This window comes from Paenibacillus sp. SEL3, assembly GCF_054602585.1.
In genome coordinates this window covers 4,364,266-4,382,343 of the sequence record NZ_CM137725.1, presented here as the reverse complement: position 1 = coordinate 4,382,343, position 18,078 = coordinate 4,364,266, and the positions used below count along the sequence as shown (strand labels likewise).

Genomic DNA, 18,078 nt, shown 5'->3' with positions numbered 1-18,078 from the left:
CGTTTAATTACCTTTCCATGGGTTCACCATCATCGGAATATACTCCCTTGACGCTAATCCGAATGCAATATAGTCAATGTCTTGGAGTTTAAAAGATTTATAATTTTTTATGCCTTGAAAGAGTTCGTCTCCAGACGAATAAATTGGGTAATAGATCATCTTTGTACCATCCCCATTGTCTTTTGTCATTGCTCTAAAAGGAGTGCGAAGACGGGTATCATTGTATTTGGTTATGAAAAAAATGCTGCCTGCTGTAGACTTCGTTTTTACCCTTATTTGGAGATATGGTACGCCGCTATGCGCCGTGAAAGGTTCAACAGAATAAATATCGTTCAGTAGCTTAATAGGCAAATCAGATTGCTTGAAGATCACTATTTTTTCGTATGGCTTGCCTGCAACATCATTAATGAGGTTGGGAATTGTGCCAATCGCCTTCTTATACGGCTCAATACTCACCGCCTGATGCCCCGTATCCTCCAGCGCAGCAATTTCCTTCTTTCCAATCCAGACCCAGCGACTGACCTTATCCCACTCCACCGTTTGCCCCAGACCCTCACTTACCAACCGCAGCGGCACAAAAGTACGGTTTTGCTTCAAAATAATCTTCGTTTCATACGTTTTGGTCTGCCCATCCACGGTAGCGGTGTTTTGACCCACTGTCATGTTAACAGCATGGGCATCATTTTTAATCGACACAGCCAATTGACCGCCTGTTTTCTCCCAGCCTACTTTAGCCCCTAGCGCTTCGGATACAAAACGAATCGGAACCATCACATAATCGTTACTATCCTGAAAAGGTTTAGCATCTGGAAACTGTATTTTTTTCGCGTTTAACAAGACTTCAATGGGCTTGGTGCTGCTTGCCGCCTCCGTCGTTGGAATCGTACTTGTCGCGCCCCATAGTAACGTGACTGCGGTCAAACTCAACATCCATTTTTTCATACTCATCTCTCTATCCCCTTTGTCAGCTTAAACTTTAAACTATGTATATCATCTCTAATTTCATAAACTTATCGCATCCCCACTTTCGGAAAATACTGGATACAACTTATATATTATAGGGTTTCCCTCTTACAAAATCTATAAGAAAAACTTCTAATACAAAGCATTCCAAACAAATAGACTCTATTGAGCAATCCTCCCCCTTAAATCATAGAACTGACTCTTAAAAAAGTTATATTTCTGAAAATCCCAACAAAAAAGGGCTGCCTCTCCCCTATGAAGGAAGAAACAGCCCGTGTGCTTCACGCGCAACAAAACTATGAATATATCAGCTTATACCATCATATGGATTATTCCAGCATCATCCAATATTTCTTACATCATAAATCATACCGGACGAAAAATCAAACGTTACTTTTTCTCACGAAACATTTCAAAGATCATTCATGTATACCTGAACTTCCAGCTTGATAGAGTTGCTCATAGACCATCCTCAGCCCAAAACATCTGCGGATACGCTGTCCCGGCTTGGCTTTGAAGGTCACTGTCGCCTGATCCTTACCCTCCAGATATGCAGCCGGAATAGCGGCATTCACGTTGTAAAATTTATCGGCTTCATCAAAACCTTCACTAAAATGCTCAAGCGGATGACCGTTAATCAAAATATCAAAACCACAGTTTGGCATTTCCAGCGTAGCCGTGTAGGTAATAACCAACAGCATCGGAGCAGATGGATCTGTATTCAAATCAAAAGAAAACCAGCCGTCAATTCCCGCATTCCGATAAGGTCGGTTATTCACATATCCAGTGCGAGTCGAAGCATCTCCCTGGAAGTTATGATTCCGCTCCGGCTGCATTTCTCCGGGTTGGGCAAAATCAATCGTACACTGCTCCAGAATCGCCAGCTTTTCGCGTGCCGCTGTGTATTCCTGTTCCGCCTCCTGCCACGCTTCCTTCGTAAAAATATCCCAATATACGGAATACGTACGATCATGCATTTTATACAGAGGAGACAATTCCACATCCCGAGGATGCCCTGCATTCAAGGTACGGAACGTATTCGTCTTATCCTCTACAGACTGTATCCAGGCATCCAGCTTTTCCGTTTGAGGGATAAATACCGGTGTATAGAGGAAATCCTTGGCTTTAGGATCTTCTAAGGGTCCAAGGTCGCCTGCCAGCACCAACGGTCCATACATAACAGCCGCCCGATCCGGATTATCCGGCATCTGCTCCAGCCTCAGCGACATCGGAATCGTCACCTCTACAACATCCCCGTCAATCCACGTTCTGGCGATAGAGATGAAGCTGCCCGGTTCCGATACAACCGACTGTTCTTTGCCATTTACACGAATGGTAATTCCTTTTTCAGCCCAATATGGATAGCGGATGAGTAGCGTAAATGAGGCAGGTTGATCGCATTGAATCTCCAGCGTCGTATGATCTGTATCTGGATAGGAAGTGTTTTGTTTTAGCGTAACGCCTCTGTCCTTCCATTCCAGCGTGGAAGCAATGAACTGATTGACATACAGCTTATCGTGATCGTGAAAATAAATACCGCTGCCGTAGCTCGCATGGTTTTCCATCCCTGTGCCGACACAGCACGTAAAATCATCAAATTTGCTTTCAAAATGCTTGTGCCCACCCATGGCCAGTGACAGAAAATACGTAACGCCCCCGTGAACCGGGTCCTGCGAGGCCAAAATATGATTGAATAGACCTCGCTCATAAAAGTCGGCTTCCTTGGCGGAAACATTCCATTGAAACAGATGATTTGTCAGCTTGAGCATGTTATAGGTGTTGCACGTCTCCGTCGTATGCGGTCCGATGCGATCATTCAAGCCATCCGGCGCTCCAAAATATTCTCCAAAGCTATTCCCGCCAATGACATACGAATGATGATCCACCACCCGCTCCCAAAAAAACTCCACCGTCTCCCGACGCTTCGTATCATTCGTGAGCTCATATTCCTTGGCAAGCCCGATCAGCTTCGGAATCTGTGTATTGGCATGAATACCCTGTAAGCAATCCTCCTGTGAGCTAAGCGGGTCCAGCACTAGCTTGTGCCAGAAGCATTCAGCCAGCCGCAAGTAGCGCTCTTCCCCGGTATCCGCATACAAATCCGCCAATACCTCATTCATGCCTCCATATTCGCAAAACATCATCTGCTGCATCTGCTCATCGCTCATCGGCTGCAAAATTCCTTCGAGCCAGTCCGCCAGTTTGCGCTCTACACCTAATGCCTTGTCACAGCCTGTCAAATGATACGCATCACGCAGACCAGCGAACAACTTGTGTAGTGTATACAAAGGAGCCCAGGCACCGTTCAGGTCAAAGCCCTTCGAACGAATATTTCCAGCAGACACCTCTTCAAAAAGTTCCTTTCCCCTTGGAATACCGGATACATATCCGTCACCATGCGCCGCCTGGCAAACATCCAGTTCATCCGTAATGTAATGTGCAATTTCCTTAAAACGCTCATCGCCGGTCGAAGCAAACATCATGGAGCAAGCGGACAAATAATGTCCCAGTGTATGACCGGAAATAGTCATCGCTTCCCAGCCTTCATATTGAGGCGCTTTGGGCGCAAGTCCGGCATATTCCCGAAAACGCGCCAGCAGACGATCAGGCTCAAGCTCCAACAGATAAGATCGGTTCAGCTCCATCGCCTGTTTGAAGGGACCTTCAGCCAATACCACCTCGTTCAGTGCGAACGGCCTTGCTTTCATATGAGCCTTTGCTTTAAGAGTCATCTTCCGTACCTCCTTTAAGACAAATTTGGGGTAAAAACGCATATTCAACATAACGAGCCGTTACGCGCCACTGCCAGAGGTTTGCCCCCACTGCTGGTACAGCTGCGTTCTCGCCTCTGTAATGCCGGGATGAAACTGAATCAGCGCATGATTACGTGCAAAATGGACCTCACGGATCGCCTCCTGCACCCGCTGTTCCCCGCCTGCTCCACCGAGTCCAGCGGCATGCAGCATGGAAGCGGCGGCTAATCGACCTTGAGCCATCGCGACCAGCCCGCTTTCGATGCCGGTAATATTGCCGGCAACGTACAGCCCTTTGAGCGAGGTTTCCATTCGCTCACCGTGCAGTGGAACATGCCCGCCTAGCTCAGGGCTGTACACGAATTTGCACCCAGCTACCGCCGCCAGCTCAGCGAGCGGGTACAAGCCGCCGCTGAGCGCCACGAAGTCGGCGGGTTCGACGCGCTCGCTGCCAGGGATAGGCGAGCCGTCCGGTTTGACGTGGACCAGGGTCACGGATTCGACCCGGTCCTGCCCGTTGACGGACAGCACCGCCGTCCGCAACCGGATCGGGATATCCCACAGACGGAAGCCTCTGTGGGGATAGCAGCACGCGATGAGTTTCTCCATCCGCATCGCCGCTGCCAGCCTGCCGCCTGCACGCATCCAGGCGGCAGGAGCTAGCCCCGACAGCTGAAGCAGCAGCTTCGCGGAGGCTGTCGGATCTGCCGCCGCACCAGCCAGCGGATTAGCGCACGGCAGTGTAATTGCCGCCACCTTCACCCCGGCGACAGACAGCTCGCGGGCAATCGCCATCGACAATACGTTCATGCCTACGATGATGCCGCGTTCCCCCGGCTTAACGTAATGAACATTAGTCATTACTTGTGCGGCCCCGATAGACATGACGCCCGGTAACGTCCAGCCATCCAGCGGAACGGGAATTTCGGCAGCTCCAGTCGCCAGCAATACGTAATCCGCAGTGAACAATCCACAGGAAGTGGAAATTTCCCACGTTGTTGTATATTCCATACCATGCACGGAAACGCCGCAGCGAATGTCCACCCCAAGCTCCCCGCAACGGGTAATCAGCTCATCCGAAACGTGTTTTCCAACCCACCAGCCTTGACTGCCTTCCTCATGATATTGCCCGGGCATACGTCCACCCGGCTCTGTAAACTCATCCAGTACCGTGACTGGCAATCCTTGCTCAGCAGCCGATACCGCTGCGGACAATCCGGCGGGACCCGCCCCAATGACGATAAGATGCGCCATTTCATTCATGTCACAATTCTCCCTGTGATTTCATTCGAAAGCTGCCGCCCGGTTTCCACCACCATACCTTCTTCCAGCTTGGTCAGGCAGGAACGGACGGTACCGAACGGATGAACCGTCAGGCGGCATTCGTTACAATGCCCAATGGCGCAGTATACGCCTCTGGCCGTACCGGATTCCTCATGCCTTCTCAGCAAACGGACACCGCTGGCCAGCAGCGCTGCTGCCAATGGTTCTCCAGCCAATCCCTGCATGGGACGACCGTCAAAAAAGAAAGATACCTGCCGCCGCTCCGGCTTTGGTCCCAAAATAGGATGATTTACAATACGCGTGCGGCTCATAAAGAACCTCCCTCTGCCAGCTGCCCGAACGTTACGGGACGCACTGGTGGCCTTTGCGATAACAGCTCCGCCTCCCGGCGGGCAGCAGGAACCTGATTGTAAAACCATGACTCCACCAATTGTCGGCATACCCTACCCTGACATGCCCCCATCGTCACCCGCGTAGCCATTTTAAGCTGGCGCACGGTGTCCATACCCATGCGGCAAGCCTGCTCCATCTGTGCGATACTCACTTCTTCACAGCGACATATGAGCAAATGACCTGATGGGCTCCCGACTGTCTCACTTCGTCCCGTCACCCGCTTACTCATAGCTGATCGCACAGGTTTTAATCGCTGAATAAAAATCCAGCGCCGCCTGGCCCTGTTCCCGGGTATGTGAACTGGATTGCTTCAGACCGCCAAACGGAGCCTGATATTCCACACCAGCCGTCTCCTGATTAACCCGAACCATACCGGCGTTCGCCTCATCCAGAAACCGATGAGCCAACCGCAAATCGCGGGTGAATAGAGAGGCGCTTAATCCATAAATAGAATCATTGCACAGTCGAATTGCATCCTCGAAGTCGTCCGCTTGCACGACCCCCAACACAGGTCCAAAAATCTCCTCCTGAATCAACGGATGGGATGAATTGAGTCCAGTCGCCACCAGTGGACGCACATAATATCCGTTCTCTGTCCCGGCGGCGGCTCCACCTTCGGCCAAAATGTGAGCTTCCCGACGTGCGAGTGATACATAGGACATGACCTTCTCGTATTGACCTGCGGATGCCACAGGTCCAAGATACGCACCGGGGTCAAGCGCCGGAGCGATCTGTATTTTTTCCACCGCTTGGCGTAAGGCTTCCGTGAACGTCTCATAGACGGACTGTTCCACGATCACCCGGCTGGTGGCCGTGCATTTCTGCCCGGCTGAACGTAAAGCTCCGCTGATAATCATCGCCACCGCCTGTGCTACATCCGCGTCTTTCAGCACAATGGCGGCATTTTTACCTCCCATCTCGGTCTGGTATTTCATGTTACGGCGCGCGCATCGCTCGGCAATGCCCAAACCTGTAGCGGTGGAACCCGTGAAGCTGACCGCATCTAGTACCGGAAGCTCCAATAAGGCATCGCCAATACGGTTCCCCTGCCCAATGACTAAGTTCAGTACACCGGGTGGAAGCTGCACCGCCTCGAATAGCTTGGCGACCCGTACTGCAGTTAATGAAGCATGTTCGGCAGGCTTCCAGATGACCGTGTTTCCGCACAAAAGTGCAGGGGCGATTTTCCATAGCGGAATAGCTACCGGAAAATTCCACGGCGTAATGACAGCCGTTACCCCCAGCGCAATGCGCTTTGTGTATTGGAGCACTCCCGGCTCATTCGAAGGAATGACTGTACCGATGGAACGTACGCCTTCTGCCGCATAGTAGCGGAGCAGATGGACACCTCGCATGACCTCTCCGCGCATCTCGGTAATCGGCTTGCCCATCTCACGGCTGGCCAGTTCAGCTAATTCAGGTAATGCTGCTTCTAGTAACCCGGCTGCTTTGAACAGATAAACTCCCCGCGCTGCGGGACTTAAAGCAGCCCAGCCCGCCTGAGCCAGCCGTGCCGCATCCCCGGCCTGTGTAATATCGCCCGTTTCTGAAAAATGGACGACTCCCACCTCCTCCTTCAAGTCCGAAGGATTGTGAACCACCAATTCCTCGCCGGAAGGGCTCAGCCACTCACCACCGATCCAATTTCGGCTCTCCATCATCTTCACCTCCATTCAGGATGAAACCCCGCTCGGACGAACCGCCACCTCAAATGCTTCGCGAATGCGGTCATAATCCGCCTGCGGCAGCGCAAGTCTGGGCGGACGTGTCGGACCGACCGGAAATCCAGCCAGCTCCATCATATATTTGATGGACTGTACCAATTGCGGGCTGGCATCATAGTGGAACAGCGGCAGCAGCCTGCGATACAACGCGGACGCTTCTGCCATATTTCCCGCCTGTGCAAGTCGGAACAGCTCTACCCCTTCCTTGGGCAACGCATTAGGCACCCCCGAAATCCAGCCTGTCGCGCCGAACAATGCCCCCTCCATCGCCAGATTATCTACTCCGACCATGACCTCCAGCTCTGTCTGGTCCAAAATAGCGTGAATACGCCGTACATCACCGGAAAATTCCTTGACTGCTACGATATTTTCAATTCGCGACAAGTCCGCAAGAATATCTGGAGTCAAGTCAACCTTGTAATCATGGGGGTTGTTATACGCAATGATCGGCAAGCCCACCTTTGACAATGCTTCATAATGGGCCGTTACCTCATGAGGCAGTGGATTGTAATTAATGGGTGGCAGTGCCATGACACCCGCAGCCCCAGCATCCTTCGCATGCTGAATCCAATGCACCGCTTGTTTGGTGGACGGAGCCGCCGAGCCGACAACAACCGGGACACGCCCTGCCGCAGCGTCAATTACGGTATGCACAACCTGCGACCGTTCCTCCGGGGACAAAGCCGCATATTCTCCCAGCGATCCTGTAGGAACCAGTCCGCTAATGCCACTTGCAATCAGATGCTCGCATAGCTCGGTCAGACGCTTATGGTCTACCTCCAGCTCTGCCGTGAACGGTGTAACCAAGGCCACATATACACCTTCAAAACGTGCCATATGCTTACCAACCCTTTCCGATCTTTATTTTCATATTCAGCATTCGGGAATGATGTAAAATGCTCACATCAGCAAAAAACCTTCTTTAAGCGGGTCCTCAGGATCCAACACAAATTGATGATGTCCCGTCACCCAAGCCGAACCTGTAATTTGTGGGATGACTGCCGGATAAGGACCGATCTGCGTCTCGCCCACGATTTTAGCCCGAAACATGGAACCTGTGATGCTTTCATGTACAAACGGCTCATTGAAGTCCAGTTTTCCTTTGGCATGCAACACCGCTACCTTGGCCGAGGTTCCTGTGCCACAAGGAGAACGATCGATACCTCCCGGTGGGATGACAACGACATTGCGGCAATCGGCCTGTGGAGCCACAGGCTCCCCGTAAAATTCAATATGTGTCAATCCTTGAATAACCGGATTTTCAGGATGCACGACCTCAACAACCGCATTCACTGCCTCCCGAATCTGCACCGCTGTTCGTACAATTTTTGCCCCATGGCTCTGCTCCAGTGCAAGACCGATGGAAGCCGCCTCTACAATGCCGTAAAAGTTGCCTCCATACGCAATATCCAGCGTGACTTGCCCGATGCCCTCTACCTGAATCTCCACTTCACGGCGGTACACAAAAGAAGGGATGTTTGTGAACGCTACTTGTCGCACCTTGCCCGCATCCACCTCCAGTTCCACTTGAACCGGGCCTGCCGGAGTGTCCAGCAATATTGCTTTTTTATCCGCAGCAATCAGTCCGCCCTCCATCAGCGCCGTACATACTCCAATCGTATCGTGACCGCACATCGGTAAATAGCCACCGGTCTCTATAAAGACCACACCAATATCTGCATCAGGATGACAAGGTTCTGTTAAAATGCAGCCTGACATCACCTCATGACCACGCGGCTCGAACATCAGCAAACGGCGAAAATCATCATGATGTGCTGCCATATAAGTCATTTTTTCCAGCATCGTACGACCTACCAGTTTAGGCGCGCCGTGGATGACTGTCCGCGTCGGATTGCCTCCCGTATGGGTATCAATCGTAGTAATTCTGCCCGCTACGCTCATCCGGTTACCTCCCCGTGAACCTCGTGGTTGGTAAAAACCTCTCCAAATCGGTCATATCGCAGCGGCTCCACCGGAATGCAAGTGGGTTCGCCGCGTACCATTTCGGTCACCAGCTTACCCGTAACCGCCGCAAGACTAATGCCATCCCCCTCATGGCCAGAAGCGATAAACAGCCCCGGTACTTCGTCCACCGCTGATACAATTGGCAAATGATCAGGTGTCCATGGACGTAAGCCAGTATACGCCCGCATCAGCGGTACATTGGCTAAATCAGGGAAAAAGCGAATGGCTCTGCGGGCGATTAAGCGAATCACCTGCTGATCGACACGTGTGTCCATACCGACAAACTGACGGCTGCTGCCGATCAGAATGTTTTGAGATGCGGTTGGCTCGAATACCAACGCGACACCGTATTTTTCATAAAGCTCATCCACACACCGCTGACCGCCAAACTTGCTCATCAGATAGCCGAACTCCATTACCTTGCGGTTCCCAATGGAAGGCATTCGGGCAGACACCAGTATATGTCCTTTGCGCGGCATGATCGGAAGGTCCAAACCGAGTGAATGACCGATGCTGCGTGTCCACACACCTGCCGCCAATACCACTGCACCTGCATGGATAACGCCATTAGGCGTCTCCACCCCGCGGACGTTCCCCCTTTCGTCCTGAAGGATGGACTGTATCGGCATGCGCGGTAATAACTTGGCTCCCATTCGACGCGCGGCCTCGGCCAGTGCATACGTCATCAACACCGGATTCACAGTGGAATCTGTCGCGCACTCCAGTCCGCCCGGCAAATCTTTCGCTAAATGCGGCCATTCCTGTCGCAAATCCTGCTGATCCAGCATGCGAAACGGAAGTCCTTCCTGCTGCTGACGGGTTACCCACTGCTCAGCCGCTTGCATCTCCTGATCGTTTTCACAGACCAGAATACTGCCAGGCGCACGATACTCAAACTCATCCTCCAGTTCCCTAGCCAGCTCTGCCACCAGCTCCTGCGATACCAACGACATTCGACTGTCAAATCCGGGCTCTTTATCGATTGCCAATATATTGCCATCACAACGGGACGAAGTGCCTCCAGCAATCTCCCCTCGCTCAGCCAGCAAGACCTTCATACCGGACTTAGCTGCATAATAAGCGATGGCTGTACCGATGATTCCGCCGCCTACAATGACCAGATCCGCGGCATCATGTTTCATTCGCTTCCCTCCCTTCGACCGTTTTAATCTGCTTGTGAGGTATGCTTTACAGCTTGAGCGTAAAGCTTTGTGTCACAGGCTTGCTCAGCTCATCATAATCCCGCAGCTGTACGGTGAAGTTATACGTCTTGTTCCCTGCTCCGCTGTCTGCTGTTCCGCTAATCGTTCCTGTAAAACGGTCCAGTGTGAACCCTGCGGGCAGTTGACCGCCTGTCACCATCCAATCGTAAAACGGAACCCCTCCCTTGGCCTCCAGCTTAGCCATGTACGCTTTGCCTTTGACGGGTGCTGGCAATACCTTCGTCATGATTTCTGGCGCGAGGAAAGGAGTCAGGTCCTTACGCAGCGGCCAGCCCGCTTTTTCTGCTACCAGTAGCGAAAGCTTCGTGTTCATCCAGCGCCGGGTCGGGAACAGATGGCGCCAGCCTCCATTTTGTCCACTCAATCTGTCGACTTCTGCGAGCTCTCCAGATAGATGATAGCTGTCATCCAATGCAGCCGGTCTGTGCTGATAAGCCATAATATCAGGGTCATTGCCCGCCGCTTCCTTCAGCGCTTTGACACCCGGGAATGTGTCGCTGAACACAATCGCATGACCGAATTCATGCATGATCAGCCCATGCACATCCGTCACCTTGGACAGATCGGATTGATACCATTCTTCATCGTCCACCGATGTGAATGGAATCGCATCATCATAGAAATCCAAAATCAAACTATAGGAACGGTTCAGGTTCCCCGGGACGGTCACACCGTTACGTGTATGATAATTGCCGTTCGTGGCTGGAAAGCCTGTAGAATAGGGTCCGTTCAGCCCTCTCATAAACACCCACATGCCTTTGTAGGGCTTATCATTTGTCACCTGTATTTCATTTTGCCAGTCGTCTCCTGGCAGATGGTTTACCTCCGCGTTGGCAGGAACCTCATCGAAAGGAGCCAGATCAAAGAAATAGAACCAGTCCTTTACCGCCAGCTCTGCGGCTTTTTTGGTAGCCGCATCATTGAAATAAGGCTTGATCGTATCGAATCTGTAGTCAAAATGGAGGGGGATTGTGGGCTCTTCATTATCGTCCTGATCCAACACGCGAATCGGAATGGACTGAGCGGTCGTGTGACCATCATTTCCAGCAACAGACATAGACAGCGTGTAATTCTCTATTTCACCGTTTCCTCCAATCCGGTCAGGATGGATGGCTAGCCGAAAATCTTTTTCCTCCTGTGCATTGGCAAAAGTCAACGTTTTGCTTGCTCCTTGTGCCGACAACGTACTTGGCAGATCCATCATCAGCCGGGACGTGCCCCGCGCATTCAGCGTAACCGTCACCGGAAAAGCAGCATCCACTGGCGGCTTCACTTTTAGCTTTACATACGGGTTCGCCAGATATCCTTGCCAATCAACCAGATCTATACCATAATCGTTCACCGTCCGGCTAAAAATGTCGACGACTTTTACACCCGATTTTTCCTCGGCATAAGCCTGTTGACCCGGAATAGCTGGTGTCAAAGCTACAATGAGAGAAGCCGTCAGCGCAGTCAGCCATATTTTGGTGTGTCTTTTATGCGTGTTCATTTGATCCCCTCCATCTCATTTTTGAATGACTTACAAACTAAACTATGATAGTTACCTATAGCGCCACTGCGTTTTATAATAAAAGCAGCTCCTTAGGGGAAGAGGTCAGTACCTTGACACCGACATCTGTGATCAGCACATCGTCCTCAATCCGAACTCCGCCAAAGCCTGGAATATAAATGCCTGGTTCCACAGTAAGGACATGACCCGGCACGAGCACCGACTTACTTTCGCGGGAAAGCCGTACCTGCTCATGAATCTCCAAGCCAAAGCCGTGGCCCAGCCCGTGACCAAACTGCTCCCCATAGCCATAGGAGGCAATCACATCCCGCCCCAGACTGTCTCCCTCCCGACCGCTCATGCCAGGGCGAAGTCCAGCAATCGTCGTCATATTCGCTTCCAGCACAATAGCATACAGTTCCTCGTGCCGCTCCGACGGATTGCCGACGAATACGGTACGCGTGATATCGGATAGATAGCCACGCACATTTGCGCCAAAATCCATTGTGACAAACTCGTTCTGACCAATTTCCTTGTCACTGGCCAGTCCGTGCGGCAATGCCGAGCGCTCACCCGAAGCGACAATGAACGCAAAACCGCCTGATTCCGCGCCTGCGAGCCGAAGCTGATATTCCAGTTCCGCCGCAATCCGCCGCTCTGTGACCCCAGGCTGAATATAATTCAGCACCTCCGTAAAGGCAGCATCGGTAATACGCGTTGCCTCACTTATGGTCCGAATCTCTTCTTCGTCTTTCACATCGCGCAGCCGTTCAATTACATCCTCCGTTTGCACGTACTCCAACGAGCCCAGCGCGGCTTGAAGCTGTCCCGACTGTTGAAGTGAGACATGCCTGCTCTCCAAACCCAGTCTACGAACCCCCAACTTACTTGTGAGATCAGCGATGGTCTGGAAGATTTGCGCCTCATGCCGAATCACTGAATATTCCGTTGCCTGATCTGTTGCCTGCATCATATAGCGGAAATCCGTCACTAAAAAGGCCTCTTCCTGTGTAACAAGCGCAATTCCAGCGGAACCTGTAAATCCGGTCATATATCTTCGATTAGGCCCATGTGTAATAAGCAGTGCATCTATCCCTAGAGCCGTGAATTCCGAGCGTAACCGGGCCAGTCTGCCAGAAACACCCTGTAACGGTTTTGTCTTTTGACTGTCTTCCTCTTTCACTCGTACGCCTCCTTATTCCACATCTCTTTTCAAGGCATATGCCTTAGAACACACTCCTCCACTTGCTTTTGAACACATGTATGCTTTTCTCGCTGCCGCTTTCCCGTAAGTCCTGCGCCCACTCCTCCGTCTCTTTTTCAAGCACACCAGCGCGTCTCAACTTCCTTTAGCCTTTAATCCCTGTCAATGTGATGCCTTCGATAAAATAGCGTTGTCCGATAAAAAATATTAGGACGATCGGAGCCAAAATCGTGCTGGAAGCCGCCATCAGGTAAGGCCAGTTGGTATTGTTCAATCCCCGGAAAGTCGCCAGCCCCAGCGCGAGCGTAAAATGCTTTTCGTCACTTAAGTAAATAATCGGGCCCAAAAAATCGTTCCACACATCAATAAATGTAAATATTCCGATCACGATCAATGCAGGCGAAGATAAAGGAATAATGACGCGCCATAGTACAGTCAGAGGCGTACCTCCGTCCATATAAGCCGCTTCGTCCAGATCGCGTGGAATCGTCAGCATGAATTGTCGCATCAAGAAGATGTTAAATGCCCCTCCACCGAACCATGCAGGAACAATGAGTGGCAAAAATGTATTCAGCCCGCCCAGCTCACGCCACATGACGAAAGTGGGAATCAACGTCACCGCGTAAGGCAACATCATCGACCCGATTAGCAGGGAAAAAATCAGATTACGTCCAGGCCAGCGCAGGCGGGCAAAGGTAAACGCCGACACAATCGAGGTCAACATCACTCCTGCCAGCACACACACCTCAATCATGAACGTATTCATAAAATACCTGCCGAACGGTACTGAAGTCAGCGCTTCCGGGTAATTGCTCCATTGAAAAGGAGAGGGTATCCACTCTGGCGGGAACACGAAAATTTGCGATGTCCCCATCAGAGAGCTACGAATGAGCCATACAAATGGCAACAGCATTAACGCACTGCCTATCATTAAAACGATATACAGTACAACACGGCTGATTGAGAATGGTTTGGAACGGGTGGGGGTAGCAGGACTACGGGAGCGTTCAGGCTGTGGAAGCGGATGATGTGGTGTTTCTGAAGAATTGACAGAAGAAGTGACCTGATTCATGAACGTTCCCCTCCTTCATAGTGAACCCACTTTTTGGACGTGGAGAAGATCAGGACGGTAAGCACCATGATGACGAAAAATAAGATCCAAGCCAGAGCTGAGGCGTAGCCGATTTTAGTCTCCGTAAAGGCCGTACGCCACAAGTAGAACACATAGAACAACGTTGAATTGTTAGGTCCCCCGTTGGTCATAACATACGCCTGATTGAAGGCCTGAAAGGTGCTGATTAAAGACATGACCAGATTGAAGAAAATGGTTGGTGTCATCGAAGGAATGGTAATGTGAAAAAATTTATGCCACCTATTGCCGCCGTCTACCTCAGCTGCTTCATACAGATGAGTGGGAACCGACTGAAGTCCCGCCAAAAAGATAATGACCGTGTTCCCGATCCCCCAGGTGCTCATCATGATCAGCGAGGGTATTGCAGTGCTCTCATCATAAATCCATTTGCTCCCCGGCAGTCCAACGCCCTCCAGCAGCGAATTTAACAGTCCAAAATCCGGGTTGAACATCCACAGCCACAGCATCGTGTTGGCAATACTCGGTACAATGGTAGGTAAATAATAAATCGTGCGGAACACCGACAAACCCTTCACCTTTTGATTTAATAACAGCGCAATGATAAAAGCCGCCGCCAAGCCTAGAGGTACGCTGCCCAGTGCATAATATGTGGTCACGAACATGGATTGGGAAAAGGTATTATCTTCAGTCAAAATGGTTCGGTAATTATCCAATCCAATAAAGGTCATCTGTCCGCCAATCGTCCAATCGGTTAAGCTGAATACGAACGAGGCCGCGATCGGTCCAATTGTAAAAATCATTAATCCGAGGATGGCAGGAAGCGCGAATAGCAGACCCCAGTTTCGCTCCATGCGCATCATTCCTGATTTTGGTCGCTTCATGGGCTGTTCTCCTTTCGCAGCTGTCCCGCCGCATTATTCATCCGGGTATACGCCTTGAAGCAATGGCTGAATGATAGGTTCCAGTTCATCCAGCGCCTGCTGCGGCGTCTTCTTGTTCGTCCAGATTAGATCCAGCCCCGGGGTCAGCTTGGAACCGATATCAGGCCAGTTGCGAAGGGTCGAAGTTGACGGCTTGATCGCATAATCTCTGGCATACTCAATGCCAGCCTTTTGAAATTCCGGTGGATGTGCGGCATTGTTCGTCCATGACTGGATAGCCTGCTCATCGGTATAATATTTTTCCTCGATAGGCATCCAAAGACCGGACTTGAACAGATCCACCTTTTCGGGATTGTTATGGTATAAATAAAATTCGAGCGCTTCTTTTGGGTGCTTGGTGCTCTGGAAAATGACCGTGGCTCCCGCAACAATCATCGTTTTGGGCTCTTTTAGCTTCGGCAGAACGCCGATACTCCATTGCAGCTGCTTGTTGTTCGAAAAATCAAGCAGGGACCAGGTTCCGTCCACCACCATCGCGACCTTCCTCGTCTGAAGACGAATCGTATTAGACGGCATGTCCTGCTGCTGGATCAAATCAGGAGAAACATGCTCCTTGAACACCAGATCCTGCAGCTTCTGAAAAACCTCCACCGACTCAGGACTGTTCAGGGTGTACTTCTTGCCCGTTTTGTCAGTCAAACCTCCGCCGTTGCTTGCTAAAAGCGGTCCCCAGGAGCTGCGGTCATTGCCGAAGGCAAAGCCGTACTGCACAATATTTTTCGGATCAAATCCACTGTCTCCCGGATGCTTGCCGTTCTGATCCTTGGTTAGCTTTTTGGCAATTTCCAGAAATTCTTCCCATGTCCATGCTTTTTGAGGATCAGCCGGAGGGACGGGTACCCCTGCTTCTGTAAACAACTCCTTGTTGTAAAATAACTGCATCACTTCCAATGCGGTGTAATTGCCGATCGACTTGCCGGGTTCACTGTAGAGATAGGAGGATTTGAGCTTGTTTTTTAATTCGGGATATTCGCCATAATAAGAGGATAAATCCAGGAGTCTGCCTTCACTTGCCCATTTCATCGTGAGGGAATCGCCCAGGTAGGCGATGTCAGGAAGCTGATTGGCAGCCATTAACGTGTTGATTTTCGTCGTGTAGTCACCAGGGACATGCTCGCCTTTCACCCAGATGTTCGGGTGGGATGCATTAAAGCTTTGAATCATTTTTTCCATCGCCTGCTTCTCGTCATTGCTTCCCCAGTACATGAACTTGAGTTCGACCGCATTGGGATTAGCCGGTTCGCCAGTGCTACCACTGCAAGCCGTCAGCCCTGTCAACATCACCGTCATCACGAGAGCTATCCATGTTCGTAACCTTCGTTTCAGCAAATCAACCGGCCCCTTCCTGAACTGGTTTCTCCTTACAAGCCTATTATGCGCCGAGAGCCCAGAGCCGACCACCCAACGACTCCAGACTCTCTTTGTTTTGGTATGATTTTTTTAACAGCGCGTTTACAAAAATGTTTTACGAAACTCCGTCGGGGTCAGTCCAGTATGCTTTTTAAAGGCAATGCTAAAATAGTTCGTATCTGTGAATCCCACAAGCTCCGCTACCTCCGCCACCTTGCGATTCGGGTCCAGCAGCAGTTCTCGGGCTCGCTCAAAGCGAACACGCGTCTGGTAGTCGGCGAAGCTTTCACCTGTAACCTGCTTGAAACGGGTACTCAAATATTTGGGACTCATATTCATGTACTCTGCCAGACGGTTCAGCCCTCCATCCTCCTGAAGATGCTCCCGAATCCATTCCTTGGCCCGTTGGAATTTGCGGGGAATATCCTTCTCGCGTGATTCTCGGACATGTCGACCCACCCGAACAAAATAGCGCGATACATAATCAACCATCTCGGGCCCATGTCGTAATCGGGACAGTTCCAGCAACGGGTCCTGCTCCTGCATGGACGTTTGTCCTACAGATGCATCACTCTGAACGATCCGCATGACGAACAGCACGAGCTGGGTGACGATCATTTTCACCTGCTTGAATGGCAACCCTGCCAACTGTCCTGACCATTCCTGTAAAATCGCATGTACGGCAGCATCATTACCGGCTCGAATTTCCGTAATCATCAGCAGTTCCTTCTCCAGTAATTGACTGCTGTTTGGCTCGGCCGCCTGAATGCTCTCGTAGGGGATGATCTGGCTATAGCCCACCCACCCCCGATGCTCCGCCGCTTGCACGGCTTCCTCATACGCCTCGGGAAGTTGCTCCATCCGTTGTACAGGACGGCTAATCCCGATGGACACGCCCTGACTCAATCGTTCCTGCACGGCCTGCCGAATCTGCTGTGCCGCCCGCTCCGCCGCCCTGCAAGATGCCGTCGCCAGCAGCACAACACGCCGATCGCGGGAAACCGCTGCACTGTGCGCCTTCGCCCCGGCTGCTGCCGCAGCCTCCCCAGCCAGCTCGGCGAATACATGGCTGCTTTTATGCATGGAACCGTATGGCTTGCTAGTGGCGGCTGCCTCCTGCTGCGACGCCTCCTCCAGCTCGCAGCACAGCACGGTATAAGGTGGCCCGCTCGTCTCGCCGAAAAATCTCAGCCCGTCCATCTCCCGAATGACCTCGGCTGCAGGACGCCGCTGCTGGAGCAAATCCAGCAGTAGATGCTCCCTGTACAATGGCTCCAATGAACGATGGCGGTGAATCGCTTCCTCCTCGCTTCTTCGCCATTGCGCAATGCGATCCTCAGCCCGACTCAATGCTGCCTCAAAATCCTCGCTGTTCACCGGCTTAAGCAAATAATCGACCGCTTGGAGCGAGACTGCCTGACGAATATATGTCATAGATTCGTACCCTGTTAGAAATAATAACGGGGTCTGCTGATCCTTGTCCCGAATGGTTTTTGCTACGTCCAGTCCACTCATATCCGGTAAATTAATATCCAGTAAAACCATGTCCGGTCGCTGCTCCGTATACAAACGTAATGCCGTTGCGCCGTCCCCCGCCACATCACTGACTTCCACTGACAGGCCACTTTCCGCCACCATCAGCTTCAGTCCTTCCCGAATATGATATTCGTCGTCCACAATCAGCAGCCGGTACATG

Annotated in this window: 15 protein-coding genes; all 15 read right to left on the bottom strand. The window is 51.4% G+C overall.

All coding sequences use genetic code 11. The features are described from left to right. Positions 1–3: 3 nt before the first annotated feature. Positions 4–948: a copper amine oxidase N-terminal domain-containing protein gene (locus tag ACYCS5_RS20200; protein WP_459760042.1), complete on the bottom strand. Its 945-nt coding sequence runs from the start codon at positions 946–948 to the stop codon at positions 4–6. Between the two features lie 434 nt (positions 949–1,382). Next, positions 1,383–3,695 (bottom strand): glycoside hydrolase family 127 protein, encoded by a 2,313-nt coding sequence (locus ACYCS5_RS20195; protein ID WP_080658584.1) that lies wholly within the window; start codon positions 3,693–3,695, stop codon positions 1,383–1,385. A gap of 60 nt (positions 3,696–3,755) precedes the next feature. After that, complete coding sequence (locus tag ACYCS5_RS20190; RefSeq protein ID WP_080710665.1) at positions 3,756–4,979, bottom strand: NAD(P)/FAD-dependent oxidoreductase; 1,224 nt, start codon at positions 4,977–4,979, stop codon at positions 3,756–3,758. Continuing rightward, complete coding sequence (locus ACYCS5_RS20185) at positions 4,976–5,311, bottom strand: (2Fe-2S)-binding protein (protein ID WP_029516055.1); 336 nt, start codon at positions 5,309–5,311, stop codon at positions 4,976–4,978. Before ACYCS5_RS20185 ends, ACYCS5_RS20190 begins: the two co-directional genes overlap by 4 nt. Then, positions 5,308–5,622, bottom strand: coding sequence for a (2Fe-2S)-binding protein (locus tag ACYCS5_RS20180; RefSeq protein ID WP_342445783.1), 315 nt, complete (start codon positions 5,620–5,622; stop codon positions 5,308–5,310). The genes ACYCS5_RS20185 and ACYCS5_RS20180 overlap by 4 nt, the downstream gene beginning before the upstream one ends. Next, positions 5,615–7,051 carry an aldehyde dehydrogenase family protein gene (locus tag ACYCS5_RS20175; RefSeq protein WP_340887066.1) on the bottom strand — a complete coding sequence of 479 codons (1,437 nt, stop codon included), beginning with the start codon at positions 7,049–7,051 and terminating at the stop codon, positions 5,615–5,617. Before ACYCS5_RS20175 ends, ACYCS5_RS20180 begins: the two co-directional genes overlap by 8 nt. Before the next feature lie 15 nt (positions 7,052–7,066). Then, entirely contained in the window at positions 7,067–7,954 is an 888-nt protein-coding gene (locus ACYCS5_RS20170; RefSeq protein WP_340884526.1) for a dihydrodipicolinate synthase family protein, read from the bottom strand. A gap of 63 nt (positions 7,955–8,017) precedes the next feature. Continuing rightward, complete coding sequence (locus ACYCS5_RS20165) at positions 8,018–9,019, bottom strand: 4-hydroxyproline epimerase (RefSeq protein WP_459760041.1); 1,002 nt, start codon at positions 9,017–9,019, stop codon at positions 8,018–8,020. Further along, entirely contained in the window at positions 9,016–10,224 is a 1,209-nt protein-coding gene (locus ACYCS5_RS20160) for an NAD(P)/FAD-dependent oxidoreductase (protein ID WP_459760040.1), read from the bottom strand. The genes ACYCS5_RS20165 and ACYCS5_RS20160 overlap by 4 nt, the downstream gene beginning before the upstream one ends. Positions 10,225–10,270: 46 nt before the next feature. After that, entirely contained in the window at positions 10,271–11,794 is a 1,524-nt protein-coding gene (locus tag ACYCS5_RS20155) for an Ig domain-containing protein (RefSeq protein WP_459760039.1), read from the bottom strand. A 73-nt stretch (positions 11,795–11,867) separates the two neighbouring features. Beyond that, positions 11,868–12,977 (bottom strand): M24 family metallopeptidase, encoded by a 1,110-nt coding sequence (locus ACYCS5_RS20150; protein WP_459760038.1) that lies wholly within the window; start codon positions 12,975–12,977, stop codon positions 11,868–11,870. A gap of 166 nt (positions 12,978–13,143) precedes the next feature. Further along, entirely contained in the window at positions 13,144–14,070 is a 927-nt protein-coding gene (locus tag ACYCS5_RS20145) for a carbohydrate ABC transporter permease (RefSeq protein WP_459760037.1), read from the bottom strand. After that, the gene (locus ACYCS5_RS20140) at positions 14,067–14,972 is read right to left on the bottom strand and encodes a carbohydrate ABC transporter permease (protein WP_039269383.1); all 906 of its coding nucleotides are present in this window, start codon (positions 14,970–14,972) and stop codon (positions 14,067–14,069) included. Before ACYCS5_RS20140 ends, ACYCS5_RS20145 begins: the two co-directional genes overlap by 4 nt. A gap of 33 nt (positions 14,973–15,005) precedes the next feature. Continuing rightward, positions 15,006–16,361, bottom strand: a complete 1,356-nt coding sequence (locus ACYCS5_RS20135; RefSeq protein ID WP_430025267.1) for an ABC transporter substrate-binding protein — start codon at positions 16,359–16,361, stop codon at positions 15,006–15,008. A gap of 123 nt (positions 16,362–16,484) precedes the next feature. Beyond that, the gene (locus tag ACYCS5_RS20130; protein ID WP_459760036.1) at positions 16,485–18,077 is read right to left on the bottom strand and encodes a response regulator; all 1,593 of its coding nucleotides are present in this window, start codon (positions 18,075–18,077) and stop codon (positions 16,485–16,487) included. Position 18,078: the final 1 nt, after the last annotated feature.